Raw genomic sequence first — 16,274 nt, forward strand, 5'->3', positions numbered from 1 at the left:
CGTGGCCGTCGTCGGGGACGGCCTGAAATACGCCACCGTCATGATGAGCGCCATCGACGCACAGCTCATCGAGCAACTCAAATGGGCGGTGGAGGATGTTGCGCGCTGCTATCACGTGCCGCTCTACAAGATCGGTGCGGACCCGACGGGCTCGAAGACCGCCGCCAATATCGGCGCGCTTGAGCAGTCCTATTACACCGACTGTCTGCAAGCGCCGATCGAGGAGCTCGAGCTTTGCCTGGACGAGGGGCTTGACGTTCCAGACGGGCAAGGCTTTGAGGTCGATGTGCGGGATCTGTTGCGCATGGACCCGGTAGCGCGCTACGACGCGCATTCCAAAGCGGTGGGCGGCGGGTGGATGATGCCGAACGAGGCGCGTGCGGCCGAGAACCTGCCGCCGGTCGCAGGCGGCGACACGCCCTACCTCCAGCAGCAGAACTTCGCGCTCTCCGCGCTGGCCGCGCGCGACAAGCACCCCGCGCCAAGACGCACCGCGCGAACCGAACCGAACGAAGAGCCGACCGATGACAACACACCTGAGTAGGCCGCTGGTGACGCTCACGCGCGCCTGTGCGCATCTGCGCGTCTCGCCCGGTGAAGACGACGCGGCGATCAACGACCTCATCAGCGCTGCAAGCGACATCGTGATCGACTATCTGAAAAAGCCCGCGCCCGAGGAGTGGAAGGTCGAAACCGATTCGACGCCGAGCGCAGTGCCGGGTCCGGTGCGTTCGGCCGTGCTGCTCGTGTTGGGGCACCTTTACGCCGATCGTGAGGGCGGCGGCAGTCCCATCGGTCCGGCGGTCGAGTCGTTGCTTATGCGCTTTCGTGATCCGGCGGTGGCGTGATGCTCAGAGCTGGCTCACTCAATCGGACGGTGCGCATCGAACGGCGTGCCAAGGCGAAGCCGGGCGATATGGACATTCGCTGGGAGGAAGTGGCGACGGTGCCTGCGAACATTCGCATGCTCAACGGCAAAGAGGTGATGGCGTCCAACGCAAACATTTCGATGGGTACGGCGAGCATCCGAATCCGATATCGCACAGATGTGAAGGCGGGCATGCGCGTCGTCCATGGTGACGCGGCGTTTCACGTGACCGCCGTGTTGCCCGATTATGCGCGACGTGAGCACGTCGATCTCACCTGTCAAACGGACGATATCCACTAGCCACGCCTGCGAAGCCCGCCGCATCAGGAAGATTGCTGGAATTCCAGCAATCCGCTCCAACCCTTGATCGAACAGCGCTCGCCAGAATTGGAGCGCGTTCGAACCGTTGATCTAGGTGCGATAGCAGGAATTCCTGCTATCTGCTCGACCCATTGATTCGACAACGCTCGCCAAAACTGGCGCGCATCCTGAACCATGAGAAAAGACAGTCACTCGACTCAGTATGACCGCCACGCGGTGGACGATCTCATCAATCGCTGGGTCGAATGGTGCCGCACGCGCCGTATCTTCGTGCCGCCGGTGAAGTCGAATGTGCTCGCTCGGCTTAGGCCATCACGACGCACGCGCACCGGAGAACCCGACGCGTTCCTTGACGCCGAAATGCCTTACCTGAACATGGCGATTTACGCGCTTTGCGAACGACCCGATTTCGCGGGTGACGCGGAGTGCTTCCTTGGCGTGTACTGGTATCGCGCCAACATCAAGGTGATCGCGCATCAGCTTCAGTGCTCGCGTGGCACGGTCTATAACCGGGCACGTGGATTTGCGAAGCGCGCTCAGTCCCATAGCGTCACGATCCGCCGGATACATGAGCACTCTGCTTCGGCGGACAACGACGAAACTTTCGTAGTGGGCAATTCTGACGAGTCACATGCTTCTTAAGAAATCAGTGCTCGTTGTCATGCGTATCGACCCAATCGCGTGCCCACAAAATCCCCGCCATTTCTGCTTCCACACACGAGTCGCGCAATACGACTCGGACAAATCTAAGACGCCGTTTCGGTGACTGTGGAGTGACCGGCGCAGCCTCTAAATAAACGCTTGCACTGTAGGGTTTGCCAGTGTCCGAACAAGCCGCTTTCACCATCCACTGGCGATAGGTTTCTTGCCGCATTATGGTTTGCCTCGTCTCCCGCATGCCGAACAACATTTGTCGAGTCGGCGGCCGAGCTTGGAAGGCATGCAGTCTTCAGTATCGCTCAGGACACGAGCGCTCGCCACTGCCTTTATTAAGGGGGTAACTAACGGGGTATCAGCGGTATCCTTGCCAATGAGACCCTTGCCCAATAAGCGACAGTGGGGACATTTCGCATTTCCAAGAAAAACTCGAAATCGAGCTTGGCGGCCGGGATCATGATGACTGCCATGATCCTGAACTGGCGCGTGTCGGCGGAGTACGCGATCCTAGCCCCGACAATCGAAGTCGCGAACAACAGCTTCGCGCCTAGCCGTGACATCGTGAAGTATGAGGACGAGCTTGACGCGCTCTTCCAAGTACAAACGCACGTGAAGACGATCACGCATCGCACAAGCGGTGCGACGCTGAAGGTGGTCGCGGCGGATTCGAATACTGTCGGCGGCAAGAAGAGCGTCGGCACGCTAATCGACGAGTTGCATCTGTTTGGGTATCAGGCTTCGGCAGAAAACATGTTCCGCGAGGCGATCGGCGGGCTTGCTTCTCGCCCTGAAGGCTTTGTGATCTACCTGACCACGCAGTCTGCAGATCCACCGGCGGGCGTCTTTCGCCAGAAACTGCAGTACGCGCGCGACGTGCGCGACGGAAAGGTCGTCGACAAGTGTTTCGTGCCGATCATCTTCGAGCATCCGCCGGAAATGGTGGCCCGCAAGGAACATCTGCTCGCCGAAAATCTCGCGATGGTGAATCCGAACCTCGGATATTCGGTCGATGAGGCGTTCCTGCAGCGGGAATTCACGAAAGCGAAGACTGAAGGCGAAGAGTCCTTCCGGGGTTTTTTGGCTAAGCATGCCAATGTGGAAATTGGTCTTGCGCTGCGGAGCGACCGGTGGGCAGGCGCAGATTTTTGGGAGAACGCCGCGCGTGCGACGCGCATAACGCTCGACGATCTGATCGCGCGCAGCGAAGTGATCGACGTCGGCATCGACGGCGGCGGCTTGGACGACTTGCTAGGCCTTGCCGTGATCGGTAGGGAGCGCGAGACGCGTCGGTGGCTACTGTGGACACATGCTTGGGCGCATCCGTCAGTATTCGAGCGAAACAAGCAGCATGCGCCGCGGCTGCGCGACTTCGAGAACGACGGTGATCTCACCGTGGTGGCGCAGATTGGCGACGACGTCACCGATGTGGCCGACATCGTCGCGACTGTCGAGCGATCGGGGCTGCTTGACCGCGTCGGATGCGACCCGGCTGGAATTGGCGGCATTCTAGACGCTCTTGTCGAGGCGGAGGTGCCGCAAGAGAAGGTGATTGGTATCTCGCAGGGCTGGAAGCTCTCCGGCGCAATCAAAACAGCGGAGCGGAAGCTTGCTGAAGGCGTGCTGGTCCACGGCGGCCAATCTCTTATGGCCTGGTGCGTAGGAAATGCACGCATTGTGCCGACGGGCAATGCAGTGAATATCACAAAACAAGCCAGCGGGACGGGCAAGATCGACCCGCTGATGGCAACGTTCGATGCTATTTCCCTGATGGCACTTAATCCTCAGGTGACCGGCAACGATTGGACCAACGACATGATCATGGTGGGCGTCTAATGGCACGAAAGCCGAAAAATGCGGGCCCGGGCCGCGTGCGCGCAGCTTTGGTCAGCTGGCTTTCCGGCGGCACGATCGACCTGACCAACACGGAATTTTGGAACGAGTTCTATAACCGCAAATCGGCTGCCGGTAAGGTCGTCGGCGTCGACGCAGCGTTGCAGCTCTCTGCAGTCTGGGCGTGCGTGCGATTGCTCGCTGAAACGGTTTCGACGCTGCCGATGGGGTTCTTCCAGCGGTTGAGTGATGGTTCTCGCGTTCCTGCGGTCGACCATCCGCTGTACACCTTGCTCCGGGTGCGCCCGAACAGCCAAATGACCGCTGCGCGGTTTTGGCTATCGGTGATGGCGAGCCTGCTATTGCGCGGCAATGCCTACGTCGAGATCAAGCGCCTCGGCGCGCGCATCGTGTCGCTAGAAATTCTGTTGCCGCAGCGCATGGTGGTGAAGCAATTGACGACCGGCGAGCTGCAATACGTCTACACGGACCTGAGCGGAACCGAGCGCACGCTGAGCGCGGCGCAGGTGATGCACATTCGAGGGTTCGGCACCGACGGGCTCATCGGACTGTCGCCTGTGGCATGTGCACGAGAGGTGCTCGGCCAGGCGACAGCAGCGAATGAGTATGCGGCGAAGTCTTTCGCGCAGGGAATGGCGGCGTCCGGCGTGCTAGCCATTACTGGCTCGCTGAAGCCGGAGCAGCGTGAGTCGCTGAAGAAGTCCCTCGCCACGTTCCAAGGGTCGACCAATGCCGGCAAGGTGATGGTCACCGAAGAGGGCGCGAAGTTCGAACAGATCAGCATGAGTCCGGCCGACGCCCAGATGCTTCAGGTGCTGAGCTTCGACATCGAAGAAATCTGCCGCTGGTTCCGCGTGCATCCGACTATGGTCGGTCACACGGATAAATCGTCGTCGTGGGCGTCTTCGTCGGAACAGATGAACCAGCAGTTTCTGACATACACGCTGCGCTTCTGGCTCGAAAACATCGAGCAGGAGATCGGGGGCGCCCTGCTGACGGCTCTTGAGCGCGACAAGTTTTACGCAGAGTTCAACGTCGAAGGTTTGCTGCGCGCCGACAGCGCTGCCCGCGCGCAGTACTACACATCGGCGCTTCAAAACGGCTGGCAAAACCGTAATGACGTCCGGAAGAAAGAAAACTTGCCGCCGTTCCAGGGTGGCGATGTCTTCACGGTCCAGTCGAACATGATTCCGCTGGATCAGCTTGGCAAAGCAGCGCCTGCACCTACGCCCGAACCAACCGGGAAATAACACATGAGCCTGAAACGACTTCCCACCGCTCCGAGCATGGCGGTGCGCCCGAGCGCGCGCTCGGAACTTTCGGCGCGTGCCGTGGAGAGCTGGGATAACGGCATTCGCGCGGCGGCGAGTGATGACGCAGCGACGATCAGCATCTTCGACGTCATCGGGCAAGACTGGGACGGCTCCGGCGTGACGGCTGCGCGGATCAGCGCGGCGTTGCGCTCGATCGGCAGCAATCCGGTGGTCGTCAACATTAATTCGCCGGGCGGCGACATGTTCGAAGGTCTCGCGATCTATAGCCTGCTGCGCGAGCATCCGGCGCAGGTCACCGTGCGCGTTCTCGGGCTCGCCGCTTCGGCGGCGTCGATCATCGCGATGGCCGGCGACGAAGTGCAAGTTGCGCGTGCAGGCTTCCTGATGATTCACAACGCCTGGGTGGTTGCGATCGGCAATCGGAACGACCTCATCGCGACGGCTGAGACGCTTGCGCCGTTTGACGCAGCGATGGCCGACATCTATGCAGCGCGCACGGGCCTCAAAACGGCAGAAATCGAAAGCATGCTCGACGCCGAGACGTGGATCGGTGGATCGGATGCGGTCGCCAAGGGTTTCGCGGACGGCCTGTTGCCCTCCGACGCCACGAAAAAAGATACGAATGCGAGCGCGCGCGAGAGCATCGCGGCGCATCGCATCGATGCATTGCTCGCAAAGCAGGGTGTGCCGCGCTCGGAGCGCCGGCAACTCATCAAGGAAGTCAAGAGCGGCACGCAGAACGCTGTTGCTCCCGGTACGCGTGACGCTACCGAAACCGTGTCGGCCGATGCAGCCGACGTAATCGCCCGACTGAAGCTCGCGCTTGCGGCTTTTTGAGGCGTCACAGACCTACTGGAGTATCGAATGGATAAGGAACTTGAAGAACTGTTGGGCACCGTCACGGCGAAGCTCAACAAGGTGTCGAGCGAATTCTCGACGCAAGCCGAGAAGGCGTTGAAAGAGGCGCAAAACGCCGGCACGCTGTCGTCCGAAACCAAGGCGTCGGTCGACAAGCTGGCCACCGATTTCAATGCGCTGAAGGGCACGGCCGACGAGATCAAGTCGCGCCTCGGCGAAGTCGAGCAACAAGCCGTGCGCAACGCCGGTCCGGCCGCGCGCGAGATGCCGAAGAGTTTCGGTCAGCAAGTCGTCGCGAACGAAGGCCTGGACCAGTTCAAGGCGCGCATCGCAGGCAACGAGCGCGCACGCCTGAGCATCCCGGTGCGCGCCGCGCTCACGAGCCCCGGCGTCGCCGATGGCGTGGTGCAGCCGCAGCGAGACACGAACATCGACGTGGCGCCGAAGCAGCGTCTGTTCATTCGTGACCTGATCACGGGTGGCCGCACCACGGCTCCGGCGATCTTCTGGGTGCAGGAGACGGGCTTCACGAACAACGCCGCAGTCGTGCCGGAAAACACGAAGAAGCCGGAATCGACGATCGCATTCGCGACGAAGATCACGCCCGTGACGACCATCGCTCACCTGTTCAAGGCGTCCAAGCAGATCATGGACGACTTCTCGCAGTTGTCGAGCCTGGTCGATGCTGAAATGCGCTACGGGCTCAGCTACGTCGAAGAGCAGGAAATTCTGTTCGGCGACGGCACGGGTGCGCATCTGCACGGCATCGTTCCGCAAGCGTCGGCGTTCAATCCCGCGTTCGAAGTCGCGAACGGCACCGGTATCGACGATCTGCGTCTCGCAATGCTTCAGGCGCAGCTCGCGCGCTATCCCGCGACCGGCTTCGTGCTGCATTTCGTCGACTGGGCGAAGGTCGAGTTGACGAAGGATTCGACGGGTCAGTACCTGTTCGCGAATCCGCTGCGCCTCGCGTCGCCGACGCTCTGGGGCCTGCCAGTCGTCCCGACGGAAACCCCGGCTTTCCTGGGCAAGTTCCTCACCGGCGCATTCCAGGCTGGCGCACAAATCTTCGACCGTGAAGATGCGAACGTCGTGATTTCCAGCGAGAATAACGATGATTTCGAAAAAAATATGCTCACCGTGCGCTGCGAAGAGCGTCTCGCACTGGCGGTCAAGCGTCCTGAAGCGTTCGTGTACGGCTCGTTCACGCCGGCGACCTAAGCCTGCGGTGTTTGCAAGCTAACGCCAGCGGCGCCGAGTGCGCCGCTGGTTAGGAGACTGCTATGAAAGTGAAGACGAAGCGGCCGGTGTTTCACAACGGCGAAGTGAAGACCGAGTTCACGACGAATGAGCAGCACGCGCGGGAGCTCGAAACGAAGGGGCTGATCGACAAGCCGTCGACGAAGCCTTCCGAAGAGCTGGTGCTGGAAGAAAAGCCCGTCTCGAAGCCGAAGGCGCGAAATGGCGGCTGAACTGATTCCGGTTGCCACCGCGCTTGCGCATCTGCGCGAGGACGCGGGCGTTGCCGATGATCTAGTTGCGCTGTATCTGAGCGCGGCAATCCGTACGGCGAGCGAGTTTCTGAATCGAGAACTGTTCGCCAACGCCGAAGACATGGCCGCCGCCGTGCTTGACGGCACGGCCGGTGCCGATCCAATCTTGATCAACGATGCGATCCGCGCAGCGATCCTGTTGATCCTCGGCCAGCTTTATGCCTATCGCGAGGATGCAGTGGTCGGTACGTCGTCGAGCGTCATGCAGTTGCCGGTCGGCTCGAAGCAATTACTCCAGCCATTCCGCGCGGGGCTCGGTGTATGACGTTGCGCGCGGGCGATCTCGACCGGCGCGTGCGCATCGAGCGCAACGGCGGCGGTTTCGATGATCTTGGTCAGCCCATCGAAGGATGGACGGAAGTCGCGACGGTATGGTGCAACGTCCTCATGCTGAATGGCAAGGAAACGCTCACGTCAGACGCTGACGTCGGCACCGCGTCGGCAAGCATTCGAATCCGCTATCGCACGGACATAACGAACGGCATGCGCGCGATCGTTGATGGCGTTGTGTTCAACATCGGCGCGCCGCTGCCGGATCTAGCGGGTCGCGAATACGTCGATCTGCCGTGCACCACAGGGAACAACAATGGTTAGCATCGTTGCGCGCGCGCCGTTCGCAGGAAGCAAAGAGAAGGTGCGCCTTCGCCTTGTAGAAGACGGTGACGGGAAACGACTCATTCTTCCGGATGGACGTCATATCGCGGGCGTGTCCGACGTGAAAATCAACGTTGATCCACGCCAGTTCACCACGATGAGCGTCGTGATCATGGAGTTCGACGTTGACATGCAGTGCCCGCTGCAAGGGCAGGCACAAGATGGCTAGCGCTGAATCGATCGTTTATACGGCGACGCGTGGCCTCGTCGCGGATCGCGTTTATCCAGACGTCGCGCCTGCCAGCGTGGCGAAGCCGTACATCACATATCAAGCCGTCGGTGGAGTCGACGAAACATCATTCGACGGCCTAAATCAGCAGCAAAACACACGCATGCAGATCAACGTCTGGGCGACGACGCGCGCCGCGGCAGTGACTCTCATGCAGCAGGTTCTTCAGGCGCTGACTGCTGCGCCTGTTCGTGGCGTGCCCATCGGCGCGCCGGTGAGCGTCTATGAGGACGACACCAAGCTTTACGGAAGTCGTCTCGACATCTCTTTGTGGTTCACCGTCTGAGGAAATCATGACCAGCACAGCAATCTCTTCGCAAGGCAGCACCTTCGCGATCAACACTGCGGCCGATGGCGCGGCGCAGCCGACCTGGACGAACGTCGGCAACGTCAAGAGCTATTCCGGCTTCGACGGCACCGCGACCGAAATCGACGTCACCGACTTGAATTCCGTCGCGAAGGAAAAGCGCTTGGGCTTGCAGGATTGGGGCTCGTTCTCGCTCGAAGCGAACATCAACTATGCCGACGTCGGTCAGGCGGCGATGCTCGCCTCGCGCAAGGCTGGCACCGCGAAGCAGTACAAGCTGACGCTGCCCGACGGCTCGGCGAAGACGTTCTCGGCTTTCGTGAAGTCGTTTCCCCTCGCGGGCGGCACCGACACGGTTCTCACCGGCACGATCGCGCTGACGATCACCGGCGATGTGACCGACGTCGCGGCAGGGAGCTAATCAGCATGCTGACACGTGATCAAATCTTCGCCACAAACGACTTGAAGCGCGAGACGGTCGACGTCCCGGAATGGGGTGGCCAAATCACCGTCGAGGTGATGAGCGGCGCCGCGCGCGATGCGTTCGGCCAAGCCACGGCGGACAGCGCGAAGTCGCCGAGTTTCTTCGAGGCGGCGCTTGTCGTAGCGACGGCGGTCGGGGACGACGGCAAGCCACTGTTCACCGCTGACGACATTCCGCTGTTGCAGCAACGGAATGCCGCAGTTATTTCACGGATCGCTGCGGCGTCCATGGTCCTGAACGGCATCGGCGCGACGGCCACGGAGGACGCGGAAAAAAACTCCGACGCCGCCCTGAGCGGCTCTTCTGGTTCCGACTCGCTCGCGAGCTGAAAATGTCGGTCGCGCGCTGCCAGGCCGAGGTCGACAGCGCGGAGTTCACGCAGTGGCTCGCCTATTCGAAGATCGAGCCGTTTGGTACCGAGATGGAGGATCTCCGCGCAGGGGTCGTTGCCGCCGCAATCTACAACGTCAATCGCAGCCCGAAAGCGCGGCCGGAGCCCTTCGGCCCGTCGGACGTTATCCCGTGGCTCGGCGGCGTGTCGAAGCCTGCGGCAAATGAGCCGATCCTCCTTCCTGATGTCGTTGCGCAATCGAATCTGATGCGCGCGGCGCTGTTCGGTCAGGCTCCGAATGGCTAAAGCATTCGAGATGAAAAATCCGGGTGCGCTGACCGCGCAGCTCGACGCGCTCGACGTCACTGTGAGCGAATCGACGCTGCGCAAGGCCGCGCTGGCCGGCGCGAATATTTTCCTCGCTGAAGAGAAGCTGCGCATCCCGCGCGATAGCGGCAAGGGTGCGGCTTCGCTCGTCATTGCCTATGACGCTGAGAACTCTGTCACCGGGAAGATCGCCTCGTACGTCGTGACCTGGCTGAAGGATGCGTATTACCTGAGATTCGTCGAATACGGGACATCGAAGATGGCTGCGAAGCCATTCAAGCGGCCCGCGTATGAGGCGAAGAAGAAGGCGGCAGCGCAGGCTGTCGCTGATGCCATAGACTCCGAAATCAAGGCGAAAACCAGTGGCAAATGAGAGCGTAACGCGGGTCACAGCCGACGCAAGCGGCTATCGCTCCGAGCTTGATTCCGCGCGGAAGTCGGCGCAAGCCTTCATGCAGACGCAAGATCAGGCCGCGCAGCGCGTCGCGACTGCGCAGAAAGCCATTGCTGAGGCCGCTGCTAATGGAAGCCAGGCTAGCGCACGTCAGATCAACAGCTTCGTTTCGTCCCTGACGCGCGCAGCGTCGACCGCCGGTCTTACGCGCTCGCAGCTTCTCGAATTGCAGGCCGCTCAGCTTGGCGTATCCGATGCAGCCGCATCATCTATCGCAAAGCTGCGCGCCGTTGAGGAGGCCTCGAAGTCGAATGGCGAGGCCATGCACTCGTTCAGTTTGAATTCGGTCGCGGCGCGTCGCGAGCTCGCCGTGCTTGGACACGAGGCCGCCACCGGCTCTTGGAAGAACTTCGGAGGCTCGCTGCTCGTGCTTGCCGAGCGTACCGATGCGCTGTCTCTCGTCTTCAGTGGTGCGGGCGTGGCTATCGGCGCGGTCGCTGGCGTGATTGGCGGCTTCATCTACGAGGTGGTGAAGGGTGCTTCCTCGATGAGCGATCTGGCGCACGCGTCGCAGATCACGAACGGCTATCTCGGGCTGACGTACGACCAGCTGAACGCGATGTCAAAGGCTATTGCGGGCACCGGGTCGCAGATCACGACGGTGCAGGCCGCGATGACCGCGCTGGTGTCGAGCGGTCAGATCGCGGCCGATCAGCTTGCGCTTGCAACGAAGGTGACAGCGGAGTTCGCCGAAGACACTGGCGTATCTGCTGAAAAGGCAGCCGAGGCGATGATTCACTTCGCCAAAGACCCGCAGAAAGCTCTCGAAGATCTGCAAGGTCAATACCACACGTTCTCGGCGTCACAGGTCGACGTCATCGAGAATTACATCAAAACGGGAGATAGCGCCGCAGCCTATAAGGCAATCCTGCAGGGCATGGCTCAGGCGCATCAGCAATTCAAGGAGCATGCTCAGGAAAATATTGGGGCCGTCGGCCGCGCATGGGGCGGCTTGAAATCGATTGTTATCGAAACCATCAATTACATCAGCCAGATCGGCGTAGCAACATCGAACGCCGAACAGTTGACCGCGGCGATCGAGCGCCAGGCAAAAGCGCAGCGTAATCTGATGCAGGCGCAATCGATGCCCTTTGGCAACACGATGTCTGCGCAGCAAGAACTCGACGCCGCCAACGCGCAAGTGACTGCTCTGCAGAAGGTAGGGGCTGCGCAGAAAGCCGTGGCTGATGAGCAGGCGAAGCGCGCCGCTGGCGGCGATGCCGTATTGTCGGCTAGGAAATACCTTTCAAGCTCGGAATATGCGTCGCCTTTGCAGCAGCGGAACCTCGCGATTCAGAAGGAAAACGCGAAGTTCGACGAGCTGAAGAAAAATCGTGATGCTCTCGGGAAAGATTTTGAAGACGTCGAGAAGCGGCACGTCGACAACCTCGCCGAAATCGAAAAGCAGTACCAAAGCCGAAACGGCTCGAAGTCTGCGGCGTCCGCCGCGGCGACGGCTGCGCAACAGGCGATAAAGGCCCAGCTGGATGCGCTCGATGCGGACAAGAAACGCATCAACGACGCCCTGAAGAGTTCGCTGTCGGACATCGCAAGTCAGCGCCAACAGGGTTTGATCACGGCGCAGCAGCAACTCGACGCAGAGCACGCCGCGCGTCAGGCCGCTTATCAGCAGCTCCTCATCGACGATGAAAAGCAGCTTCAGGTCGCGAAGGGCGAGAAGAACAAACAGGCCTACAAGAAGTATGCCGACGATATAGCGGCTGTGCGACAGTCGATGGCCGAGGACGACAAGAAGTACACCAACGATACGGCGACGCTCGCGACGAAGCGAGCTGCCGATCTGAAAATCTACACCGACGCGTTGGCGCAGCAGCTAGAAACGCAACGCAGCGCGGCGGCGAACACCCTTTCTGGCTTGAGCATGGGGTCCGACGCACGCGCAGACTTCGACAAGCAGCTGGCGATTCGGCAGGACTACGATCGGAAGGTCGCTGATCTCGCGAAGCAGCGGACAGAGAACAAGATCGACTTCGATCAATACGCCGACGAACTGGCTGCGACGAAGGAATACTACGATCAGTCGATTGAGATCGCGCAGAAGTCCTCGAATGACATTCGCGCGGCCAATGCGCAGTGGTTCACCGGCGCCAAGCGTGCCGTGGCGGACTACGCAGATGCGGCTGCGAACGTTGCCGCCGGCACGGCGTCAGCCTTCCAAGATGCGTTCCGGGGCATGGAAGACGCCTTCGCCGCGTTCGTGACGACCGGCAAGCTCAACTTCAGCAGTCTCGCGACGAGCGTCATCGCGGACATCGCTCGCATGCAGGCGCGGGCGGCAATTTCGGGGCTATTCAACTTCGCGATGTCGGCGGTGAGCTCGTATTTCACGCCGAGCACCACCACCGGCAACAACGTCTACGGCTTCAGCACGACGAGCGATACGGCGAGCACCTTCCATCTAGCAGATGGCGGCCGCGTAGCCGGTCCGGGCACTTCGAACTCCGATTCGATCGCTGCATGGCTGTCTGATGGCGAGTATGTATTGCGTGCAGATGCGGTGAAGCGCATTGGCGTGAATGTTTTGGACGCTGTAAATCAAGGTCGGCACGTGAGCAACGCGGCTCGTTTTGCCAGCGGCGGATACGTGGGCGCGTCGGCAAACGCGGCGCGCGCGGGCGGCGGCGACATCAACATTGATGCGCCGGTGACGGTGCAGGGCGGGGCCGATAGCGCGGCGAATCAGTCTGGGGCGGCCGATCTGCAAAAGAAGATCCGCGCAGCCGTGCGCGAGGTCGTCGTGAATGAGCGGCGTCAGGGCGGCGCCTTGTGGAAGATGCAGAACGGGGTCGCGTAATGGCCGACACATTCATCTGGAAGCCGACCGTTGCGAGCTCGTCGGGCAGCACGACGCTGAAGACGCGCAAAGCGCAGTTCGGCGATGGGTATGCCCAACGTGTAGCAGACGGTCTGAATAACGCCTCTTCGAGCTTCAGCCTTCAATTTATAGGCGACGCCGCGACCATCAGCGCGATCCTCGCCTTCCTGCGTGCGCACGCTGGCGCGACCGCGTTCCTGTGGACGCCGCTTCTATGGACAGCCCCGGCGCTGTTCACCTGTGAGACGTGGAGTGAGCCGACGAAAGACGGCAACACCTACACGATCACCGCAACCTTCGATCAGACTTACGCACCCTAAACCTCGATGAGCACACTCCAAAAGGTCAACCTCGGCACTCCGCCGACGGCGGTTGACGGCGACACCGTGCGCGGCGCGAACACGAAGGCCAACGCGAACGTTGATGTGCTGAATGCTCAGGCCACGCTCACGAGCGCGGCCGCGACCATCACGAGCGCTCAAGCGCTCACGGCAGCGCATGTCGGTAAGCGCGTAAATGTCAATCTTGCCTCGCCCGGCACGATCAACGTTCCATCGGCGGCGACGATGGGCTTAGACGGCCTCGTTCATTTGCGTAATCTTGGAGCGACGGCCGTCACGCTCGCAATCGCAGCTGGATCCGGAGACACGATCGCGCTTACCAAGCTGAATGCTGGAGAGTCGGCAAGTCTGGATTCGGATGGCGTCCATGCTATTGGGTGTTTGTTTCGAGGCCGTACGAATTCAGATAACGAGATAGTCAATGGGACGCTGACAGTAACGGGAGGCTTCGCTACACGCCCGGCTATCAATGGCAACACCCTATGGGACACAGGCAATCTGCCAAATCCGGCTTCTTCCGTGGGGATGACTAGCGGTGCCGCAGTTCCGGCAGGTGCAGTCGGACAGATTTTGCAAGCATCTCAACCTTCGGGCGGATTAACTGCAAACGCCGTAACCAACGTCATTGCAATGACACTTCCTCCCGGAAACTATCTGGTTTGGACTGTCGCGGCATTCGCGGTGACATCTGGAAGCGCGTCGGACTTTACCCTCGGCGTGAGCGCGACATCTGGCGCTTTCACGTTCCCTCAATATACGTCGCTCGCTGCTGCCGCCGTCGCAAATACTATTTCGTCGCCGATGACCAACATGAATGTCTCGGCGAACACGACCATCTTCGCGGTTGCACGATGCGGCGCCGCAGCGTCGATCAATTGTCGCATCTACGCGCTTCGAATCGTATGACAATCACGGCTGACATTCAGCAGCTCGAACCTGGTCGGCTCGTCGAGTTGTTCGAGGTGGATTGCACGGCGATCGGCGGCGACCTGCTCCGCTTTCAAGGACACCTCCAGACCGCGTCAATCTTCTGGCAGGGCAATGAATATAAGCCGTGGCCGATTCAGGGCACTGGCTTTGAACACACGTCAGACGCGCAGCAGCCCGAGCCGAAGCTGACCGTCGGCAACACTGGCGGCACGATCTCGGCGCTGTGTGTCTTCCTCGCCGATCTCGTGGGCGCAAAGGTGCGGCGCCGTCGCACGCTTAGCAAGTATCTCGACGCCGTCAACTTCCCGGGCGGCAATCCGACTGCGGACCCGTCTGAAGAGATGGCGACTGAGCTCTGGTACGTCGAGCAGAAGAGCAGCGAGACGAACGTGCAAGTCGAATTCACGCTTTCGAGCGCGCTCGATTTCGGAGGCCAGCAGCTGCCCGCGCGCCAAATCGTGTCGATCTGTCAATGGCAGTATCGTGACGCGAACTGCGGCTACACGGGCAGCGCTTACTTTGACGCGAACGATCAGCCGGTGAGCGATCCGGCGCTAGACCGATGCAGCAAACGGATCAGCGGCTGTGAATGCCGCTTCGGTGTGAACCAGCCGCTGTCGTTCGGCGGCTTCTTGTCGGACACCCTTTCCTGATGAACGACGCAACGAAAAAAGCGATCTCGGATCACGCCTTGTCGTGCTATCCGGCGGAATCCTGCGGCCTCGTGATATTGCAGGACGGCACCGAATGCTATGTGCCGTGCCGCAATCTATCGGCCACGCCCGGCGAGCACTTCGTGATGTCGCCCGAAGACTACGCGCTCGCGGAAGACATGGGACCAATCCTCGCCGTCGTGCATTCGCATCCCGGCGCGCCGGCGCGCCCGAGCATGGCTGATAAAGCCATCGCCGAAAAAAGCGGCATTGATAAGTGGGTGATCATCTCCGTAGGCGTGCAAGACGACGGCTCGGTCGGCACCGAAGACTGGTGCGAGTTCGGGCCGAGCGGCTACTCGGCACCCCTCATCGGGCGGGAATTCGTCCACGGTGTTCACGATTGCTATTCGATCGTGCGGGATTACTACAAAGTGGAGCGCGGCATCGATTTGCCGGACTTCGAGCGTGACGACCGGTGGTGGGAAGACGGCAAGTCGAATCTTTACATGGAGCACTTCGCTGAGGCGGGCTTTGTCGATGTCGGCCAGGATGCCCAACTGCAACCGGGTGATGTCTTGCTGATGCAGATTCGCAGCAAGAACGACGTGCCCAACCATGCTGGCATCTATCTTGGCGACAACGTGATGCTGCACCACATGCACGGCCGTCTGTCGGGTCGCACGGTATGGGGCGGCATGTGGGCGCACGCGCTGCGCACGGTGCTTCGATGCAAGGAGACGCAGTCGTGAGCGACAAACTCCGAACCATTCGGCTTTACGGGCCGCTCTCGCAGTTCGGCCGCGTGCATCGACTTGCGGTGTCGTCTACGTCAGAGGCGGTGCGCGCGCTCAGCGTCATCGTGCCGGGATTCAAGAGGTTCATGCTGAACGCAAAAGACAACGGCCTGACGTTCGCAGTGTTTAATGGCAAGCGAAATCTCGGTGAAGACCAGTTGCCCGAGCCTGTCGGCGACGATGAGATTCGCATTGCGCCGATCATAATCGGAAGCAAAAGCGGCGGCCTGTTCCAAACTTTGCTGGGCGCGGCACTTATCGCAGCTTCGTTTTTCGTTCCTGCCGGCGGCGCGTTTGGTATCGCTGCACTTAGCCAAGGCGCGGTGTTCGGGCTAGGCGCATCGATGGCGCTCGGCGGCGTCGTCCAGATGCTGAGTCCTCAGACAAGCGGGCTCGCGAGTTCGAGCGGCGACAACGGCACGTCCTATTACTTCAATGGCGCCGTCAATAGCGCGGCGCAGGGCGACTGCGTACCTATCGTCTACGGCCGCATGCGCGTAGGCTCGAAACGAGCTAGCGCGGGCATCTATGCAGAGGACCAAGCCTGAC

Annotated in this window: 23 protein-coding genes; all 23 read left to right on the top strand. The window is 60.7% G+C overall.

All coding sequences use genetic code 11. The features are described from left to right. Window positions 1-544 (top strand): phage portal protein (locus QCE79_RS24040; protein ID WP_309848277.1); only part of this gene is annotated, 544 nt, incomplete at its 5' end. Next, window positions 525-848 carry a head-tail connector protein gene (locus QCE79_RS24045; protein WP_309848278.1) on the top strand — a complete coding sequence of 108 codons (324 nt, stop codon included), beginning with the start codon at window positions 525-527 and terminating at the stop codon, window positions 846-848. The genes QCE79_RS24040 and QCE79_RS24045, both read left to right, overlap by 20 nt. Continuing rightward, window positions 848-1,168 carry a phage head closure protein gene (locus QCE79_RS24050; RefSeq protein ID WP_309850522.1) on the top strand — a complete coding sequence of 107 codons (321 nt, stop codon included), beginning with the start codon at window positions 848-850 and terminating at the stop codon, window positions 1,166-1,168. Before QCE79_RS24045 ends, QCE79_RS24050 begins: the two co-directional genes overlap by 1 nt. A gap of 195 nt (window positions 1,169-1,363) precedes the next feature. Continuing rightward, a complete protein-coding gene (locus QCE79_RS24055) occupies window positions 1,364-1,831 on the top strand; it encodes a hypothetical protein (protein ID WP_309848279.1) in 468 nt (155 codons plus the stop codon). A gap of 414 nt (window positions 1,832-2,245) precedes the next feature. Next, window positions 2,246-3,679: a terminase TerL endonuclease subunit gene (locus QCE79_RS24060; RefSeq protein ID WP_309848280.1), complete on the top strand. Its 1,434-nt coding sequence runs from the start codon at window positions 2,246-2,248 to the stop codon at window positions 3,677-3,679. Continuing rightward, on the top strand, window positions 3,679-4,947 hold the full coding sequence (locus tag QCE79_RS24065) for a phage portal protein (protein WP_309848281.1): 1,269 nt from the start codon (window positions 3,679-3,681) through the stop codon (window positions 4,945-4,947). The genes QCE79_RS24060 and QCE79_RS24065 overlap by 1 nt, the downstream gene beginning before the upstream one ends. A 3-nt stretch (window positions 4,948-4,950) precedes the next feature. Continuing rightward, entirely contained in the window at window positions 4,951-5,808 is an 858-nt protein-coding gene (locus QCE79_RS24070) for a head maturation protease, ClpP-related (protein ID WP_309848282.1), read from the top strand. 27 nt (window positions 5,809-5,835) lie between these two features. Beyond that, window positions 5,836-7,050: a phage major capsid protein gene (locus QCE79_RS24075; RefSeq protein WP_309848283.1), complete on the top strand. Its 1,215-nt coding sequence runs from the start codon at window positions 5,836-5,838 to the stop codon at window positions 7,048-7,050. 62 nt (window positions 7,051-7,112) lie between these two features. Beyond that, window positions 7,113-7,301, top strand: a complete 189-nt coding sequence (locus QCE79_RS24080; RefSeq protein WP_309848284.1) for a hypothetical protein — start codon at window positions 7,113-7,115, stop codon at window positions 7,299-7,301. Continuing rightward, window positions 7,291-7,647: a head-tail connector protein gene (locus tag QCE79_RS24085; protein WP_309848285.1), complete on the top strand. Its 357-nt coding sequence runs from the start codon at window positions 7,291-7,293 to the stop codon at window positions 7,645-7,647. Before QCE79_RS24080 ends, QCE79_RS24085 begins: the two co-directional genes overlap by 11 nt. Beyond that, on the top strand, window positions 7,644-7,976 hold the full coding sequence (locus QCE79_RS24090) for a phage head closure protein (protein ID WP_309848286.1): 333 nt from the start codon (window positions 7,644-7,646) through the stop codon (window positions 7,974-7,976). Before QCE79_RS24085 ends, QCE79_RS24090 begins: the two co-directional genes overlap by 4 nt. After that, window positions 7,969-8,205 carry a hypothetical protein gene (locus QCE79_RS24095; protein ID WP_309848287.1) on the top strand — a complete coding sequence of 79 codons (237 nt, stop codon included), beginning with the start codon at window positions 7,969-7,971 and terminating at the stop codon, window positions 8,203-8,205. The genes QCE79_RS24090 and QCE79_RS24095 overlap by 8 nt, the downstream gene beginning before the upstream one ends. Then, window positions 8,198-8,551 carry a DUF3168 domain-containing protein gene (locus QCE79_RS24100; RefSeq protein WP_309848288.1) on the top strand — a complete coding sequence of 118 codons (354 nt, stop codon included), beginning with the start codon at window positions 8,198-8,200 and terminating at the stop codon, window positions 8,549-8,551. Before QCE79_RS24095 ends, QCE79_RS24100 begins: the two co-directional genes overlap by 8 nt. A 7-nt stretch (window positions 8,552-8,558) precedes the next feature. Continuing rightward, the gene (locus QCE79_RS24105) at window positions 8,559-8,993 is read left to right on the top strand and encodes a phage tail tube protein (RefSeq protein ID WP_309848289.1); all 435 of its coding nucleotides are present in this window, start codon (window positions 8,559-8,561) and stop codon (window positions 8,991-8,993) included. A gap of 5 nt (window positions 8,994-8,998) precedes the next feature. Continuing rightward, window positions 8,999-9,385, top strand: a complete 387-nt coding sequence (locus QCE79_RS24110; protein ID WP_309848290.1) for a hypothetical protein — start codon at window positions 8,999-9,001, stop codon at window positions 9,383-9,385. Between the two features lie 2 nt (window positions 9,386-9,387). Continuing rightward, window positions 9,388-9,693 (top strand): hypothetical protein, encoded by a 306-nt coding sequence (locus QCE79_RS24115; RefSeq protein ID WP_309848291.1) that lies wholly within the window; start codon window positions 9,388-9,390, stop codon window positions 9,691-9,693. Then, window positions 9,686-10,087, top strand: coding sequence for an HK97-gp10 family putative phage morphogenesis protein (locus QCE79_RS24120; RefSeq protein WP_309848292.1), 402 nt, complete (start codon window positions 9,686-9,688; stop codon window positions 10,085-10,087). The genes QCE79_RS24115 and QCE79_RS24120 overlap by 8 nt, the downstream gene beginning before the upstream one ends. 79 nt (window positions 10,088-10,166) lie before the next feature. After that, window positions 10,167-12,983, top strand: a complete 2,817-nt coding sequence (locus QCE79_RS24125; protein ID WP_309848293.1) for a phage tail tape measure protein — start codon at window positions 10,167-10,169, stop codon at window positions 12,981-12,983. Beyond that, the gene (locus tag QCE79_RS24130) at window positions 12,983-13,324 is read left to right on the top strand and encodes a phage tail protein (protein ID WP_309848294.1); all 342 of its coding nucleotides are present in this window, start codon (window positions 12,983-12,985) and stop codon (window positions 13,322-13,324) included. The genes QCE79_RS24125 and QCE79_RS24130 overlap by 1 nt, the downstream gene beginning before the upstream one ends. A gap of 6 nt (window positions 13,325-13,330) precedes the next feature. Beyond that, window positions 13,331-14,251, top strand: coding sequence for a hypothetical protein (locus tag QCE79_RS24135; protein ID WP_309848295.1), 921 nt, complete (start codon window positions 13,331-13,333; stop codon window positions 14,249-14,251). Further along, window positions 14,248-14,928: a phage minor tail protein L gene (locus tag QCE79_RS24140; RefSeq protein ID WP_309848296.1), complete on the top strand. Its 681-nt coding sequence runs from the start codon at window positions 14,248-14,250 to the stop codon at window positions 14,926-14,928. The genes QCE79_RS24135 and QCE79_RS24140 overlap by 4 nt, the downstream gene beginning before the upstream one ends. Then, window positions 14,928-15,680 carry a C40 family peptidase gene (locus QCE79_RS24145; protein WP_309848297.1) on the top strand — a complete coding sequence of 251 codons (753 nt, stop codon included), beginning with the start codon at window positions 14,928-14,930 and terminating at the stop codon, window positions 15,678-15,680. The genes QCE79_RS24140 and QCE79_RS24145 overlap by 1 nt, the downstream gene beginning before the upstream one ends. Continuing rightward, entirely contained in the window at window positions 15,677-16,273 is a 597-nt protein-coding gene (locus QCE79_RS24150; protein ID WP_309848298.1) for a tail assembly protein, read from the top strand. The genes QCE79_RS24145 and QCE79_RS24150 overlap by 4 nt, the downstream gene beginning before the upstream one ends. The last annotated feature ends 1 nt before the right edge of the window (window position 16,274 follow it).

This window comes from Caballeronia sp. LZ003 (assembly GCF_031451465.1).
GTDB lineage: Bacteria > Pseudomonadota > Gammaproteobacteria > Burkholderiales > Burkholderiaceae > Caballeronia.

Excerpts from the sequence above, each read along its gene's own strand:
- QCE79_RS24120 (WP_309848292.1), top strand. The coding sequence starts at position 9,686 with ATGGCTAAAGCATTCGAGATGAAAAATCCGGGTGCGCTGACCGCGCAG.
- QCE79_RS24045 (WP_309848278.1), top strand. The coding sequence starts at position 525 with ATGACAACACACCTGAGTAGGCCGCTGGTGACGCTCACGCGCGCCTGT.
- QCE79_RS24075 (WP_309848283.1), top strand. The coding sequence starts at position 5,836 with ATGGATAAGGAACTTGAAGAACTGTTGGGCACCGTCACGGCGAAGCTC.
- QCE79_RS24130 (WP_309848294.1), top strand. The coding sequence starts at position 12,983 with ATGGCCGACACATTCATCTGGAAGCCGACCGTTGCGAGCTCGTCGGGC.
- QCE79_RS24100 (WP_309848288.1), top strand. The coding sequence starts at position 8,198 with ATGGCTAGCGCTGAATCGATCGTTTATACGGCGACGCGTGGCCTCGTC.
- QCE79_RS24070 (WP_309848282.1), top strand. The coding sequence starts at position 4,951 with ATGAGCCTGAAACGACTTCCCACCGCTCCGAGCATGGCGGTGCGCCCG.
- QCE79_RS24115 (WP_309848291.1), top strand. The coding sequence starts at position 9,388 with ATGTCGGTCGCGCGCTGCCAGGCCGAGGTCGACAGCGCGGAGTTCACG.
- QCE79_RS24110 (WP_309848290.1), top strand. The coding sequence starts at position 8,999 with ATGCTGACACGTGATCAAATCTTCGCCACAAACGACTTGAAGCGCGAG.
- QCE79_RS24105 (WP_309848289.1), top strand. The coding sequence starts at position 8,559 with ATGACCAGCACAGCAATCTCTTCGCAAGGCAGCACCTTCGCGATCAAC.
- QCE79_RS24090 (WP_309848286.1), top strand. The coding sequence starts at position 7,644 with ATGACGTTGCGCGCGGGCGATCTCGACCGGCGCGTGCGCATCGAGCGC.
- QCE79_RS24140 (WP_309848296.1), top strand. The coding sequence starts at position 14,248 with ATGACAATCACGGCTGACATTCAGCAGCTCGAACCTGGTCGGCTCGTC.
- QCE79_RS24145 (WP_309848297.1), top strand. The coding sequence starts at position 14,928 with ATGAACGACGCAACGAAAAAAGCGATCTCGGATCACGCCTTGTCGTGC.
- QCE79_RS24055 (WP_309848279.1), top strand. The coding sequence starts at position 1,364 with ATGAGAAAAGACAGTCACTCGACTCAGTATGACCGCCACGCGGTGGAC.
- QCE79_RS24080 (WP_309848284.1), top strand. The coding sequence starts at position 7,113 with ATGAAAGTGAAGACGAAGCGGCCGGTGTTTCACAACGGCGAAGTGAAG.
- QCE79_RS24065 (WP_309848281.1), top strand. The coding sequence starts at position 3,679 with ATGGCACGAAAGCCGAAAAATGCGGGCCCGGGCCGCGTGCGCGCAGCT.
- QCE79_RS24125 (WP_309848293.1), top strand. The coding sequence starts at position 10,167 with ATGCAGACGCAAGATCAGGCCGCGCAGCGCGTCGCGACTGCGCAGAAA.
- QCE79_RS24050 (WP_309850522.1), top strand. The coding sequence starts at position 848 with ATGCTCAGAGCTGGCTCACTCAATCGGACGGTGCGCATCGAACGGCGT.
- QCE79_RS24085 (WP_309848285.1), top strand. The coding sequence starts at position 7,291 with ATGGCGGCTGAACTGATTCCGGTTGCCACCGCGCTTGCGCATCTGCGC.
- QCE79_RS24135 (WP_309848295.1), top strand. The coding sequence starts at position 13,331 with ATGAGCACACTCCAAAAGGTCAACCTCGGCACTCCGCCGACGGCGGTT.
- QCE79_RS24095 (WP_309848287.1), top strand. The coding sequence starts at position 7,969 with ATGGTTAGCATCGTTGCGCGCGCGCCGTTCGCAGGAAGCAAAGAGAAG.